Here is a 13,510-nt window from a genome sequence, read left to right as displayed (position 1 = left end):
CAGCGAAGTATCAGTCACAGTATCTGTGCCTGACCCACTGCTATCGGGAGCAAGCCCCCTCCCACATTGGTTTTGTGATGCTTCTGGGGGCGTTTATTTAGCGGCCGACACCCGCCACACCTTATTCCCCACATCATCCGCCACCAGCAAATCCCCTTGCTGATCGATCACCACGCCCACCGGCCGGCCCATGGCGTTCTCATCTTTATCGAGAAACCCGGTCAGCACATCCACCGGCTGCCCTTTAGGCTGGCCTGCCTCGAACGGCACGAAGATCACCTTGTAGCCACTGTGGGGCTTGCGGTTCCACGAGCCATGCTGGCCGATGAACGCGCCGTTGCTGAATGGCGCCGGTAGTTTGCTGCCCTCGGCGAACGTCAGGCCCAAAGACGCGGTGTGCGGCCCTACCGCATAGTCCGGCACGATTGCCTTGGCCACCAGGTCCAGGTTCTGCGGCGTGACGCGCACATCCACATGCTGGCCGTAATAGCTGAAGGGCCAGCCATAGAACCCGCCATCCTTGACCGAGGTGATGTAGTCCGGCACCAGGTCGCTGCCGATCTCGTCGCGCTCGTTTACCGCGGTCCATAGCTTGCCGCTCTGGGGTTCCCAGGCCATGCCGTTAGGGTTGCGCAGGCCGGAAGCGAAAATGCGCTGCTGGCCGCTGGCGCGATCCACTTCCCAGATAGCCGCCCGGCCCTGTTCCGCCTCAAGACCGTTCTCACCGACGTTGCTGTTGGAGCCGACACTCACGTACAGCTTGCTGCCGTCCTTGCTGGCGATCACGTTCTTGGTCCAGTGATGATTCAGGGGCCCGCCCGGCAGGTCGACCACCTTGGTGCCAGGTGCCTTGATCGCGGTTTCGCCCGCTTGATAGGGGAAGCGCAGCAGTTTGTCCGAATCGGCGACGTACAGGTCATTGCCGACCAGTGTCATACCGAAGGGCGAATTGAGGTTTTCCAGGAACACTGTACGGGTCTCGGCAACCCCATCGTGATCGGCGTCGCGCAGCAGGGTAATGCGATTGGGGCTCGGCACCCCGGCACCGGCGCGGCCCATGACCTTCTCCATGACCCAGCCGCGAATGCCCTTGGAATCATCCGGTTTGGGCGGCGCATTGGTTTCTGCCACCAGCACATCGCCGTTGGGCAGCACATACAGCCAGCGCGGGTGGTCCAGGCCTTCGGCGAACGCCGCCACTTGGGTGCCGGCCGCTGCTGTCGGCTTCGCACCATGCGGCCAGCCGATGGCCGGGGCAATGTTCACCGTGGGAATCAGGGTTTTGTTCGGCTCCGGTAGCTGCGGCGACGGCCCGGTGCCGTCGGACACCTGCAGGGTGGAGCTTTCACCGCAGGCGGCGAGGGTGCCGGCGAGCATGATGAGTAGGGCGAGTCTGGTTTTATGCATGGTGTTCTCCTTGATACCTGTAAGGGTAGAGGAGGGCGCTGGTGCGATGGTTCAAGTGCAAGGCCAGCTTTAATTGACGCTCCACCCCCAACCCACTAACCTTCGCGGCTTGTTCCAGGTGCTCTGTGACCCATGGGTCGACCGAGTGAAACAGGGAAGCCGGTGAGCGAGCGCACTTGTACACAGTGCTGCCGCGATTCCGGCGCTGCCCCCGCAACGGTAAATGAGTCAAGACGGTGCCTTTTGCCACTGTATCGCCCGCGATATGGGAAGGCGCGCCGTCGGCGTGTTCGCTCTGTCGATGAGCCAGCGCACCACTCATGAGCCCGGAGACCGGCCTAGATCATCCAACAGCATCACGGTGGGCGATGCTTGGCTGTCTGTTTTTTCCTGCCTGCCGTTTTTGTCCAGCCCCAATGGAGAGCTGCCATGACCGATACCCCCGACCGCGACGAACGCCACCTGGCGCGCATGCTGCGCAAAAAAGCCGTGATCGACGAGCGCATCGCCAATTCCCCCAATGAGTGTGGCTTGCTGCTGGTGCTGACCGGCAACGGCAAAGGCAAGAGCAGCTCGGCATTCGGCATGCTCGCGCGCGCCATGGGCCACGGCATGCAGTGCGGTGTGGTGCAGTTCATCAAGGGGCGCAACAGCACCGGTGAGGAGTTGTTCTTCCGCCGTTTCCCCGAGCAAGTGCGTTTCCACGTGATGGGCGAAGGCTTCACCTGGGAGACCCAGGACCGCCAGCGCGATATCGCTGCCGCCGAAGCCGCCTGGGCCGTGTCCCGCGAACTGCTGCAAGACCCGCGCATCGGCCTGGTGGTGCTGGATGAGCTGAACATCGCCCTCAAGCATGGTTACCTCGACTTGGACCAGGTCCTCAGCGACCTGCAAGCCCGTCCGCCGATGCAGCACGTGGTCGTCACCGGCCGTGGCGCCAAGCCTGAACTGATCGAAATGGGCGACACCGTCACTGAAATGGGCATGCTCAAGCACGCGTTCCAGGCCGGGATCAAGGCACAGAAGGGCGTCGAACTTTGAATCAGCCCCGTCACTGCCCGGCCGTCCTGATCGCCGCACCGGCGTCCGGCCAGGGCAAAACCACCGTCACCGCCGCGCTGGCCCGTTTGCACCGCAACCTGGGGCGCAGGGTACGCGTGTTCAAATGCGGCCCGGATTTCCTGGACCCGATGATCCACGAGCGCGCCAGCGGTGCGCCGGTGTATCAATTGGACATGTGGATGGTGGGCGAGCAGGAAAGTCGTCGGCTGCTGTGGGAAGCGGCGGGTGAGGCCGACCTGATCCTGATCGAAGGCGTGATGGGCCTGTTTGATGGCACACCGTCCAGCGCCGACCTGGCGCGGCATTTCGGCGTGCCGGTGCTCGGTGTGATCGACGGCACCGCCATGGCCCAGACCTTTGGCGCCTTGGCCCTGGGCCTGGCGCGTTATCAGCCGGACCTGCCGTTTGCCGGGGTACTGGCCAACCGCGTCGGCACCCTGCGCCATGCGCAGTTGCTGGAAGGCAGCCTCACCGAAGGCTTGCGTTGGTATGGCGCCCTGTCCCGCGAAACCGGGATCGAACTGCCCAGCCGCCATTTGGGCCTGGTGCAGGCCAGCGAGCTGAATGACCTCGACGTGCGCCTGGACGCCGCCGCCCAGGCATTGGGCAGCAGCTGTGAAGTCGCATTACCGCCACCGGTGACCTTCGCCGCGCCGGAAGTGATCGTGGCCGAACCATTGCTGGTCGGTGTGCGCATTGCGGTGGCCCGTGACGAAGCCTTCGCCTTCACCTATGGCGCCAGCCTCGACCTGCTGCGGGCGATGGGGGCCGAGTTGCACTTCTTCTCGCCGATCCATGATCGCCAACTGCCCGAGGCCGACAGCCTGTACTTGCCCGGCGGTTACCCGGAATTGCACCACCAGGCGCTGTCGCAAAACACGCCGATGCTTGACGCCATTCGTAACCATCATGCCGCCGGCAAACCCTTGCTCGCCGAGTGTGGCGGCATGCTCTACCTGTTGGATTCGCTTACCGATGTCGACGGCACCCGCGCCGAGCTGGTCGGCCTGCTGCAAGGCGATGCGGTGATGCAAAAGAAACTCGCGGCCCTGGCCCTGCAAAGCGTCGAACTGCCGGAAGGCGTGCTGCGCGGACACACGTATCACCATTCCCTGACCAGCACCGAGTGCCAGCCGATTGCCCGTGGCCTGAGCCCGAACGGTGGGCGCGGTGCCGAAGCGGTGTTCCGGCAGGGGCGGATGACGGCCTCTTACGTGCACTTTTATTTCCCGTCGAATCCGACGGCGGTAGCCGCGTTGTTTGCCCCGGACCGAGCTGAAACCCCATCCACTGTGGGAGGGGGCTTGCCCCCGATAGGGCCATGACCGACAACGCTTTCCCCCAGGCCGACCGCAACGCCGTCTACCGCGCCATCGCCGAACGCCGCGACATGCGCCACTTCAGCGGCGGCAGTGTCGCGCCCGAATTGCTGCATCGCCTGCTCCAGGCCGCGCACCAGGCCCCCAGTGTCGGCCTGATGCAGCCTTGGCGGTTTATCCGCATCAGCGACCGCGCATTGCGCAGCCGGATTCAACAGTTGGTGGAAGAAGAACGCGTGCGCACCGCCGAGGCGTTAGGAGAGCGCTCCGATGCGTTCATGAAGCTCAAGGTCGAAGGCATCCACGACTGCGCCGAAGTGCTGGTGGCGGCGTTGATGGATGATCGCGAGCGCCACATCTTCGGGCGGCGCACCTTGCCGGAGATGGACCTGGCGTCGCTGTCCTGTGCGATCCAGAACCTGTGGCTGGCGGCGCGGGTCGAGGGGCTGGGCATGGGCTGGGTCTCGCTGTTCGACCCCCAGGCCCTGGCCGACCTGCTGGGCCTGCCGCCCGGTGCGAAACCCCTGGCGGTCTTGTGCCTGGGGCCGGTGACGGAGTTTTACCCGGCACCGATGTTGCAGCTCGAAGGCTGGACCGAGCCTCGGCCGTTGAGTGACATGGTGTATGAAAATGCGTGGGGAGTGAGTCAATGAGTGTGGCCTTGCTGTGTGTCGCTGCGGTGGCGCTGGATGCGCTGCTGGGCGAGCCCAGGCGCTGGCATCCGCTGGTGGCGTTCGGCAATTTTGCCGGGCGCATCGAGCAGCGTTTCAACAGCGGTGGCCGGGGCTGGCGCAGCCATGGCGTGACTGCGTGGGTTATCGCCGTGGTGCCGTTGACCCTGCTGGCCACCGCGTTGTCGTGGGCGCCGTATATCGGCTGGGTCCTGGAGATCCTCGCGTTGTACTGCGCCCTCGGCATGCGCAGCCTCGGCGAGCATGTGATCCCGGTGGCCCAGGCCCTGCGCAGCGATGACCTCGACGCGGCTCGCACACGGGTGAGCTACCTGGTCAGCCGCCAGACCAGTGAACTGGACCGCACCGAAGTCGCCCGCGCCGCCACCGAATCGGTGCTGGAAAACGGCAGCGATGCGGTGTTTGCCGCGCTGTTCTGGTTTGTCGTCGCCGGCGTGCCGGGCGTGGTGCTCTACCGCCTGAGCAATACGCTCGACGCGATGTGGGGCTATCGCAACGAACGCTTCGAGCGTTTCGGTTGGGCCGCGGCCAAAATCGACGATGTACTCAACTATGTACCTGCACGCCTGGTGGCCTTGACCTACGCCGTGCTGGGCAAAACCCGCCTGGCCCTCAAATGCTGGCGCACCCAGGGGCCGACCTGGGACAGCCCCAATGCCGGGCCGGTGATGGCATCCGGCGCTGGCGCGTTGGGCGTTGAGCTGGGTGGCGCCGCGATTTACCACGGCGAGGTGCACCAGCGTCCGCCACTGGGCGAAGGCCCGGCGGCGGATGCCGATTCCATCGATCGCGGCTGGCAGCTGGTGCAGCGCGGCGTATGGTTGTGGTTGCTGATTCTCTGCGTGGGGGGGCAATTTTATGCTTGAGCACGGTGGCCGGCTGCGCAAGGCAGCGATTCAGTACGGGATTGCCGAGGCCGATTGGCTCGACCTGTCCAGCGGCCTCGCGCCCTGGCCGTGGCCGATCCCGGAGATTCCGCTGCGGGCCTGGGCGCGCTTGCCGGAATCGGACGACGGCCTGGAACAGGCGGCCAGCGAGTATTACGGCGCCGCGCATCTGCTGCCGGTGCCCGGCTCCCAGGCGGCGATTCAGTTGCTGCCGCGCCTGCGCCGTGCCGGCAAGGTCGGCGTGCTGTCGCCGTGCTACGCCGAACATGCCGAGGCCTGGCGGCGTGCCGGTTACGTGGTGCGTGAAGTGCAGGAGCAGGAAGTCGACTTCTTCCTCGACGTCCTTGACGTGCTGGTGGTGGTCAATCCCAATAACCCCACCGGATTGAGCCTGGCCCCGCAACGCCTGCTGGATTGGCACGCAAGGCTGGCCCAGCGCGGCGGCTGGCTGGTGGTGGACGAAGCGTTCATGGATGTCACCCCGCAGTTGAGCCTGGCGAGCCAGGCCCATCAGGTCGGCCTGATTGTGCTGCGCTCGTTCGGCAAGTTTTTCGGCCTGGCCGGTGTGCGCCTGGGCTTTGTGCTGGCCGAGCGCAGGCTGCTCAAGTTGCTGGCCGAACAGGTCGGGCCGTGGGCCGTCAGCGGGCCGACGCGGGTGCTGGGCCAAGTGTGCCTGCGCGATACCGCCGGCCATGCGCGGCAGCGGGCACGCTGCATCGAGGCCGGCCAGCGTTTGTTTGAACTGCTCGAACGCCGTGGCTTTCAACCCCAGGGCGGCTGCGCGTTGTTCCAATGGCTGATCACCCCGCACGCCGAACGCATGCACGAATTCATGGCCCAGCGCGGCATCTTGCTGCGCCTGTTTGTGCACAACAGCAGCGTACGGTTTGGCCTGCCCGACACCGAGGCCGACTGGCTGCGCCTTGACGAAGCGCTGGCGGCCTACAAGGACGCCTCATGACGACGCTGATGGTGCAAGGCACCACCTCCGATGCCGGCAAAAGTACCCTGGTGACCGCGTTGTGCCGCTGGCTGGTACGCCAGGGCATCGCCGTGGTGCCGTTCAAGCCGCAGAACATGGCGCTCAACAGCGCCGTGACAGCCGAAGGCGGCGAGATCGGCCGTGCCCAGGCGGTGCAGGCCCAGGCGGCCAACCTGGCGCCCCACACCGATATGAACCCGGTGCTGCTCAAGCCCAACAGCGACACCGGCTCCCAGGTGATCATCCATGGCCGTGCGGTCACCAGCATGAATGCCGTGGCGTATCACGATTACAAAGCCATCGCGATGCAGGCGGTGCTGGCCTCCCACGCGCGGTTGAGCGAAACCTACCCGGTGGTGATGGTGGAGGGTGCAGGATCCCCGGCGGAGATCAACCTGCGTGCCAATGACATCGCCAACATGGGCTTCGCAGAGGCCGTCGACTGCCCGGTGCTGTTGATTGCCGACATCAATCGCGGCGGGGTGTTCGCCCATCTGGTCGGCACCCTGGAATTGCTCTCTCCCAGCGAACAGGCGCGGGTCAAGGGCTTCATCATCAACCGCTTTCGCGGCGACATCTCACTGCTGCAACCGGGCCTGGACTGGTTGCAGGCACGCACCGGCAAACCGGTGGTCGGCGTATTGCCCTACGTGATGGACCTGCACCTGGAAGCCGAGGACGGCATCGACCGGCGCCAAACCGATAAGGCAGCGCAGGTGCTCAAGGTGGTGGTGCCGGTGTTGCCGCGCATCAGTAACCATACGGATTTCGATCCGTTGCGCCTGCATCCCCAAGTGGACTTGCAGTTCATCGGGCCGGGCCAGCCGATTCCGGCCGCCGACCTAATCATCCTGCCGGGCTCGAAAAGCGTGCGCAGCGACCTCGCGTACCTGCGTGCCCATGGCTGGGACACCGCCGTGGCGCGGCACTTGCGCTACGGCGGCAAGGTGCTGGGGATTTGCGGCGGTTTGCAGATGCTCGGTGAGCAGGTGCACGACCCGTTGGGCCTGGAAGGACCAGCCGGTTCCAGCGACGGCCTGGGGCTGCTGGCGTTCAGTACCACCCTGGAAGCCGAGAAACAGTTGCGTAATGTACGCGGGCGCTTGTTGCTGGAGGACGCCGAGGTCAGTGGCTATGAGATCCATGCCGGCGTGACGTGCGGCGCGGCCCTGGCGAACGCCGCCGTGCTGCTGGAGGACGGTCGCTGTGACGGCGCGCACAGTGCTGATGGGCAGATTCTTGGCACGTATTTGCATGGCGTGTTCGAGACGCCGGCGGCCTGCGGTGCGTTGCTGCGTTGGGCCGGGTTGCAGGATGTGCAGGCGGTGGATTATCACGCCCTGCGCGAGCGCGATATCGAACGGTTGGCGGATCTGGTGGAGAACCATTTGGATACCGATTTGTTGCGCAAACTGTGTGGGGTTTAATCGTGTACACACGGTTCAAATGTGGGAGGGGCGGTGCGACGATTCGACTTGCCCCCGATAGCGGTGTATCAGGTGCTGAATTGTTCAGGTATACCGAGTACATATCCATTCCTGCGGTAACGGCCACTTATGGTTCCGCTCTTACAGCGGCTCACTTTTGGAAATGCCCAAAAGTAAGCAAAAGGCCTTCGCCCCACCACTCGGCACCTCGCTCCGGCTTGAATCCGTGGGCCGCCGCAATGGGCCATCCCTGGCCCAGTGCGGCTAACCCGGCGTCCTGCCGGGTTACCCACGGATTCAAGCCTGCGTTCGGCCAGCGTGGTTTACGGGGCGACCTCAGATCAAAAGCCAGATCAAAAACGACTCGCTGCGCATCGTGGATGGGTGGGTGGGCAGGGGGGGTCTTATGCTTCAACTGATTTTAGGCGGCGCCCGCTCCGGCAAAAGCCGCCTCGCCGAAAAGCTCGCCAGCGACAGCGCTTTGCCCGTGATCTATATCGCCACCAGCCAACCGCTTGACGGCGAGATGAATGCCCGTGTTGCCTTGCATCGCGAGCGTCGTCCTGATCATTGGGGTTTGATCGAAGAACCTGTCGAGCTGGCGCGTGTGCTGCGCGAAAACGCCGCGCCCGGTCGTTGCCTGCTGGTGGATTGCCTGACCCTGTGGTTGACCAACCTGCTGATGCTCGAAGACGCGCAGCGCCTGGCGTTCGAGCGCGATCAATTGCTGGAAAGCCTGGCCGTGCTGCCGGGTGAAATTATTTTTGTCAGCAACGAGACCGGTTTGGGTGTCGTGCCGCTGGGCGAATTGACTCGCCGCTATGTGGATGAAGCCGGTTGGCTGCATCAAGCCTTGGCCGAGCGCTGTCAGCGTGTTGTCCTGACGGTTGCCGGCCTGCCCCTGACGTTGAAAGGTACTGCGTTATGACTGACACCTGGTGGCTCAACCCTTGTAAGGCCATTGACGCCTCGGCGTACGAACAAGCCCTGGCGCGCCAGCAGCAATTGACCAAGCCGGCCGGTTCCCTGGGCCAGCTGGAAGCGCTGGCCGTGCAATTGGCCGGCTTGCAGGGCCAGGTCAAGCCGTCGGTGGACCGGCTGTGGATTGCCATCTTTGCCGGTGACCATGGTGTGGTTGCCGAGGGTGTATCGGCATTTCCCCAGGAAGTGACCGGGCAGATGCTGCATAACTTTGTCACCGGTGGCGCGGCCATCAGTGTATTGGCGCGGCAACTGGATGCGCAGTTGGAAGTGGTCGACCTCGGTACGGTGACCCCTTCGCTGAGCCTGCCCGGCGTCCGTCACCTGAATATCGGCGCGGGCACCGCCAATTTCGTCAAGGGCCCGGCAATGACCGGCGCCCAGGGCCGATTGGCATTGCAGGCGGGTCGCGACAGTGTGCTGCGCGCCCGTGAAAGCGGTGCGCAGTTGTTTGTCGGCGGCGAGATGGGCATTGGCAACACCACCGCCGCCAGTGCGCTGGCCTGCGCCTTGCTCGATTGCCAGGTTGCCGAGCTGACGGGCCCGGGCACCGGATTGAATGCCCAAGGCGTCAGTCACAAGGTGGCGGTGATCGAACGCGCGCTGACGCTGCATGCCGCGCAGCGTGGGGATGCGCTGCACACTCTGTTTAATCTCGGTGGCTTTGAAATCGCTGCCTTGGTGGGGGCTTACCTGGCCTGTGCCCAGGAAGGCATCGTGGTGCTGGTGGATGGGTTTATCTGCACCGTCGCGGCGCTGGTCGCCACGCGCTTGAACCCGGCGTGCCGCGACTGGCTGCTGTTCGGCCACCGCGGTGCCGAGCCTGGCCATCGCCATGTCTTGCAGAGCCTCGATGCACAACCGTTGCTGGAACTCGGCCTGCGCCTGGGCGAGGGCAGTGGCGCGGCGTTGGCGGTGCCATTGCTGCGCCTGGCCTGTGCGCTGCACGGGCAGATGGCGACGTTTGCCGAAGCGGCCGTGGCAGACCGTCCGGCATGACCTTGCACCTGGACCTGTTGCGCCATGGCGAAACCGAACTGGGCGGCGGCCTGCGCGGCAGCCTGGACGATGCATTGACCGCCAAGGGCTGGGAACAGATGCGCGCCGCTGTGCTGGCACAGGGGCCCTGGGAGCGGCTGATCAGTTCGCCGCTGCAACGCTGTGCGCGGTTCGCGGAGGAACTGGGCGCGCGGTTGAATGTGCCTGTGAGCCTGGAAAAGGACCTGCAGGAACTGCACTTCGGTGCCTGGGAAGGGCAGAGTGCGGCAGCGCTGATGGAGACCGACGCCGAAGGCCTGGGCCGGTTCTGGGCCGATCCCTACAGCTTCACGCCGCCCCAGGGCGAACCGGTCAGCGCGTTTTCCCAGCGGGTTTTGGGCGCTGTCCTGCGCCTGCATAAGGCGTATGCCGGTGAGCGTGTGCTGTTGATCAGCCACGGTGGGGTGATGCGTTTGCTGTTGGCCCAGGCTCGGGGGCTGCCCCGTGAGCAGTTGCTGAATGTCGAAGTCGCTCATGGTGGGTTGTTCAACCTGCAGGTCGGCGCCGATGGCGTGTTGAAGGAAGGAGTCTGAGCATGCTGCCGTTCTGGATCGCCGTGCAGTTCCTGAGCAGTTTGCCGATTCGCCTGCCGGGTATGCCGCAGCCGCAGGAACTGGGGCGCTCGTTGCTGTTTTATCCCGTGGTCGGGTTGCTGTTCGGCATGCTGCTGTGGGGCCTCAATACGCTGTTGACCGGATCACCGCTGTTGTTGCACGCCGCGCTGCTGCTGACGGCCTGGGTATTGCTCAGTGGCGGCTTGCACCTCGACGGCCTGGCGGACAGCGCCGATGCCTGGCTGGGTGGCTTCGGCGACCGCGAGCGCACCCTCAGTATCATGAAAGACCCGCGCAGCGGGCCGATTGCCGTGGTCACCCTGGGCCTGGTGTTGCTGCTCAAGTTCACCGCACTGGTGGCTTTGATCGAACAGCACAACGGTGTGGCGTTGATTCTCGCGCCGTTGATCGGGCGCGCGTCGATGCTCGGGTTGTTTCTCACCACCCGTTATGTGCGAGCGGGTGGGTTGGGCCAGGCGTTGTCGGATCATTTACCGCGCGTCGTCGGGCAACAGGTGCTGATCCTCAGTGGTCTGGCCTGCATCCTGATCGGTGGTTTCAGCGGTGGGGTCGCTGTGCTGCTCGCGGCCGTGTGTTTTATCGGCCTGCGCCAGCTGATGGTCAATCGCCTCGGCGGCACCACAGGCGATACCGCTGGCGCGCTGCTGGAGCTGCTGGAAGTGGCTGTTCTGGTCGGTTTGGCGTTGTAACACTTTCTTGCATTTCCTTAATCGCGGGTATATACACGTTCCATGCTCGCCTCCCAATGTTTATGTACCAACCTGCGACGTGCCGCCCGTGGCGTCAGCAGGCACTACGACGGCGCCCTCGACGGCTTCGGGATCAACGTCGCCCAGTATTCCTTGCTGTGCAACCTGCAGCGCCTCGATCAACCGAGCATTTCCAGCCTGGCCGACGCCATGGGCCTGGATCGCAGCACCTTGGGGCGCAACCTGCGGGTGTTGGAAGGTGAGGGCCTGGTGCGGATGGTGGAGGGCGATGACCTGCGCAACCGCCTGGTGCTGTTGACCGCCGCCGGTGAAGAGCGCCTGGCCGCTGCGTTACCCGCCTGGGAGGCGGCGCAACAGAAATTGATCGATCAACTCGGCGCGGAAAAACGCGAAACCCTGTTGGCCTTGCTGGATGAACTCGCCTGAACGCGGGTTTGTTCGAATACAAGCGGGTATATACCCGCGAACGGAGAATAAGAAATGACGTCGATGTGGCGCACCAGTGGTTGGATCCTTGTAGGGAGTGCGCTGATCCTGGCGTTGTCCTTGGGCGTGCGGCACGGGTTCGGCCTGTTCCTGGCGCCGATGAGCAGCGAATTCGGCTGGGGCCGTGAGACCTTTGCCTTTGCCATCGCCTTGCAGAACCTGATCTGGGGTCTGGCGCAGCCCTTTACCGGTGCCCTGGCCGACCGGTTCGGCGCCACCAAGGCGGTGTTTGTCGGCGGCGTGTTGTACGCCGCAGGCCTGGTGTTGATGGGCCTGTCGGATTCGGCGTGGTCGTTGTCCTTGAGTGCCGGCCTGCTGATCGGGATTGGCCTGTCGGGTACATCGTTCTCGGTGATTCTGGGCGTGGTCGGCCGCGCCGTGGCGCCGGAAAAGCGCAGCATGGCCATGGGCATTGCCAGCGCCGCCGGTTCGTTTGGCCAGTTCGCCATGGTGCCGGGCACCTTGGGCTTGATCAGTTGGCTGGGCTGGTCGGCCGCCTTGCTGGCGCTGGGCCTGATGGTGGCGCTGATCCTGCCGCTGGTGAGCATGCTCAAGGACCGCCCGCTGCCGGTCATGGCCGGCCAGCAGACCCTGGGTGAAGCCTTGAAGGAAGCCTGCTCCCACTCCGGGTTCTGGCTGCTGGCCTTCGGCTTTTTCGTCTGCGGTTTCCAAGTGGTATTTATTGGTGTGCACCTGCCGGCCTACCTGGTGGACCAGCACTTGCCGGCCACCGTCGGTACCACGGTGTTGGCGTTGATCGGGCTGTTCAATATCTTCGGTACCTACACCGCCGGCTGGCTCGGCGGGCGCATGTCCAAGCCGCGCCTGTTGACCGGGTTGTACCTGCTGCGTGCGGTGGTGATCATCCTGTTCCTGTGGGCACCGGTGACCGAAGTCACGGCCTACCTGTTCGGCATGGCCATGGGCTTTTTGTGGCTGTCCACGGTACCGCTGACCAACGGCACGGTCGCCACGTTGTTCGGGGTGCGAAACCTGTCCATGCTCGGTGGGATCGTGTTCCTTTTCCACCAGCTCGGCTCGTTCCTTGGCGGCTGGTTGGGCGGAGTGGTCTATGATCGAACCGGTAACTACGATTTGATCTGGCAAGTGGCGATCCTCTTGAGCGTGCTCGCCGCAGCCTTGAATTGGCCGGTGCGTGAGCGGCCGGTGGCGCGATTGCAGGCGCAGATGGAGGCGGCATGAGTTCGACCTGGTATTGGTGTGGCGGGGCCGCCGCGACCGCGCTGTTGCTGGCCCTGGCCTGGTGGGGCTGGCAGCGCGGTGGCCTGGCGTTGATGCAACTGGGTATGTCGATCTGTTAAGTTCGGTGCCTGAACTCTTTAAAGGACTTTTCGACATGCAGATGCGCTGGCTGGCTGTACCTGTGCTGATGGCTGCTTTTGGCGGTGTGGCGTTGGCTGCCGATTGCCCGCCGTTGCTGGAGGGTCAACTGCCCAAGTTGCGCGCCAAGGAATCCATCGACCTGTGCCAACGTTTTGCCGGCAAGCCCCTGGTGATCGTCAACACGGCGAGCTTTTGCGGGTTCGCGCCGCAATTCAAAGGCCTTGAAGCGCTGTATCAACGCTACAAGGGCGAAGGGTTGGAGGTGATCGGCGTGCCATCCGATGACTTCAAGCAGGAAGCCAAGACCGGCGAAGAAACCGCCAAGGTCTGCTACGTGAATTACGGCGTGACCTTCACCATGACCGAGCCGCAGAAGGTCAAGGGGCCGGACGCGGTGCACCTGTTCAAGGTATTGGCGCAGCAGAGCAATGCGCCGAAGTGGAATTTCTACAAGTACGTGGTCGACCGCCAGGGCAAGGTGATTGCCGATTTCTCCAGCTTGACCAAGCCGGACAGTCCTGACCTGATCAAGGCGGTGGAGCAGGCGATAGCGTCCAAACCCTGACCAACGCCCATTGAAAAGCCCCGCCTCCTTTGCAG

Annotated in this window: 15 protein-coding genes and 1 riboswitch; of the genes, 14 read left to right on the top strand and 1 reads right to left on the bottom strand. The window is 64.1% G+C overall.

Annotation, left to right across the window (positions count from 1 at the left end; translation table 11 throughout):
• Positions 1–93: 93 nt before the first annotated feature.
• Positions 94–1,407: a PQQ-dependent sugar dehydrogenase gene (locus tag AC07OT_RS22030; protein ID WP_495109032.1), complete on the bottom strand. Its 1,314-nt coding sequence runs from the start codon at positions 1,405–1,407 to the stop codon at positions 94–96.
• A 99-nt stretch (positions 1,408–1,506) separates the two neighbouring features.
• Positions 1,507–1,763, top strand: a riboswitch (cobalamin riboswitch).
• Positions 1,764–1,836: 73 nt separating this feature from the next.
• Between AC07OT_RS22030 and cobO the strand changes: the two genes are divergently transcribed.
• The 14 genes from cobO to AC07OT_RS21960 all read left to right on the top strand — a co-directional run bounded on the left by cobO (position 1,837) and on the right by AC07OT_RS21960 (position 13,475).
• Positions 1,837–2,448, top strand: coding sequence for a cob(I)yrinic acid a,c-diamide adenosyltransferase (cobO, locus tag AC07OT_RS22025; RefSeq protein ID WP_065924919.1), 612 nt, complete (start codon positions 1,837–1,839; stop codon positions 2,446–2,448).
• Entirely contained in the window at positions 2,445–3,794 is a 1,350-nt protein-coding gene (locus AC07OT_RS22020; RefSeq protein ID WP_495109031.1) for a cobyrinic acid a,c-diamide synthase CobB, read from the top strand. The genes cobO and AC07OT_RS22020 overlap by 4 nt, the downstream gene beginning before the upstream one ends.
• Positions 3,791–4,441 carry a 5,6-dimethylbenzimidazole synthase gene (gene bluB, locus AC07OT_RS22015; protein WP_495109030.1) on the top strand — a complete coding sequence of 217 codons (651 nt, stop codon included), beginning with the start codon at positions 3,791–3,793 and terminating at the stop codon, positions 4,439–4,441. The genes AC07OT_RS22020 and bluB overlap by 4 nt, the downstream gene beginning before the upstream one ends.
• A complete protein-coding gene (gene cbiB / locus AC07OT_RS22010) occupies positions 4,438–5,346 on the top strand; it encodes an adenosylcobinamide-phosphate synthase CbiB (protein WP_065924922.1) in 909 nt (302 codons plus the stop codon). The genes bluB and cbiB overlap by 4 nt, the downstream gene beginning before the upstream one ends.
• Positions 5,339–6,328 carry a threonine-phosphate decarboxylase CobD gene (gene cobD / locus AC07OT_RS22005; protein ID WP_141155715.1) on the top strand — a complete coding sequence of 330 codons (990 nt, stop codon included), beginning with the start codon at positions 5,339–5,341 and terminating at the stop codon, positions 6,326–6,328. Before cbiB ends, cobD begins: the two co-directional genes overlap by 8 nt.
• Positions 6,325–7,776 (top strand): cobyric acid synthase, encoded by a 1,452-nt coding sequence (locus AC07OT_RS22000; RefSeq protein WP_495109029.1) that lies wholly within the window; start codon positions 6,325–6,327, stop codon positions 7,774–7,776. The genes cobD and AC07OT_RS22000 overlap by 4 nt, the downstream gene beginning before the upstream one ends.
• Before the next feature lie 406 nt (positions 7,777–8,182).
• Positions 8,183–8,704, top strand: coding sequence for a bifunctional adenosylcobinamide kinase/adenosylcobinamide-phosphate guanylyltransferase (gene cobU, locus AC07OT_RS21995; protein ID WP_092355238.1), 522 nt, complete (start codon positions 8,183–8,185; stop codon positions 8,702–8,704).
• Positions 8,701–9,756: a nicotinate-nucleotide--dimethylbenzimidazole phosphoribosyltransferase gene (cobT, locus tag AC07OT_RS21990; RefSeq protein WP_495109028.1), complete on the top strand. Its 1,056-nt coding sequence runs from the start codon at positions 8,701–8,703 to the stop codon at positions 9,754–9,756. Before cobU ends, cobT begins: the two co-directional genes overlap by 4 nt.
• Positions 9,753–10,328: an alpha-ribazole phosphatase family protein gene (gene cobC / locus AC07OT_RS21985; RefSeq protein WP_495109027.1), complete on the top strand. Its 576-nt coding sequence runs from the start codon at positions 9,753–9,755 to the stop codon at positions 10,326–10,328. Before cobT ends, cobC begins: the two co-directional genes overlap by 4 nt.
• 2 nt (positions 10,329–10,330) lie before the next feature.
• Positions 10,331–11,059 (top strand): adenosylcobinamide-GDP ribazoletransferase, encoded by a 729-nt coding sequence (locus AC07OT_RS21980; protein ID WP_495109026.1) that lies wholly within the window; start codon positions 10,331–10,333, stop codon positions 11,057–11,059.
• Between the two features lie 42 nt (positions 11,060–11,101).
• Complete coding sequence (locus tag AC07OT_RS21975) at positions 11,102–11,506, top strand: MarR family winged helix-turn-helix transcriptional regulator (protein WP_027603812.1); 405 nt, start codon at positions 11,102–11,104, stop codon at positions 11,504–11,506.
• 63 nt (positions 11,507–11,569) lie between these two features.
• Positions 11,570–12,769: an MFS transporter gene (locus AC07OT_RS21970; RefSeq protein ID WP_253494002.1), complete on the top strand. Its 1,200-nt coding sequence runs from the start codon at positions 11,570–11,572 to the stop codon at positions 12,767–12,769.
• The gene (locus AC07OT_RS21965) at positions 12,766–12,888 is read left to right on the top strand and encodes a hypothetical protein (RefSeq protein WP_256221084.1); all 123 of its coding nucleotides are present in this window, start codon (positions 12,766–12,768) and stop codon (positions 12,886–12,888) included. The genes AC07OT_RS21970 and AC07OT_RS21965 overlap by 4 nt, the downstream gene beginning before the upstream one ends.
• A 35-nt stretch (positions 12,889–12,923) precedes the next feature.
• Positions 12,924–13,475, top strand: a complete 552-nt coding sequence (locus AC07OT_RS21960; protein ID WP_090400088.1) for a glutathione peroxidase — start codon at positions 12,924–12,926, stop codon at positions 13,473–13,475.
• Positions 13,476–13,510 lie beyond the last annotated feature (35 nt).

The organism is Pseudomonas sp. GW821-FHT09C10 (genome assembly GCF_059418085.1).
This window is presented reverse-complemented; position numbering and strand designations above follow the sequence as displayed.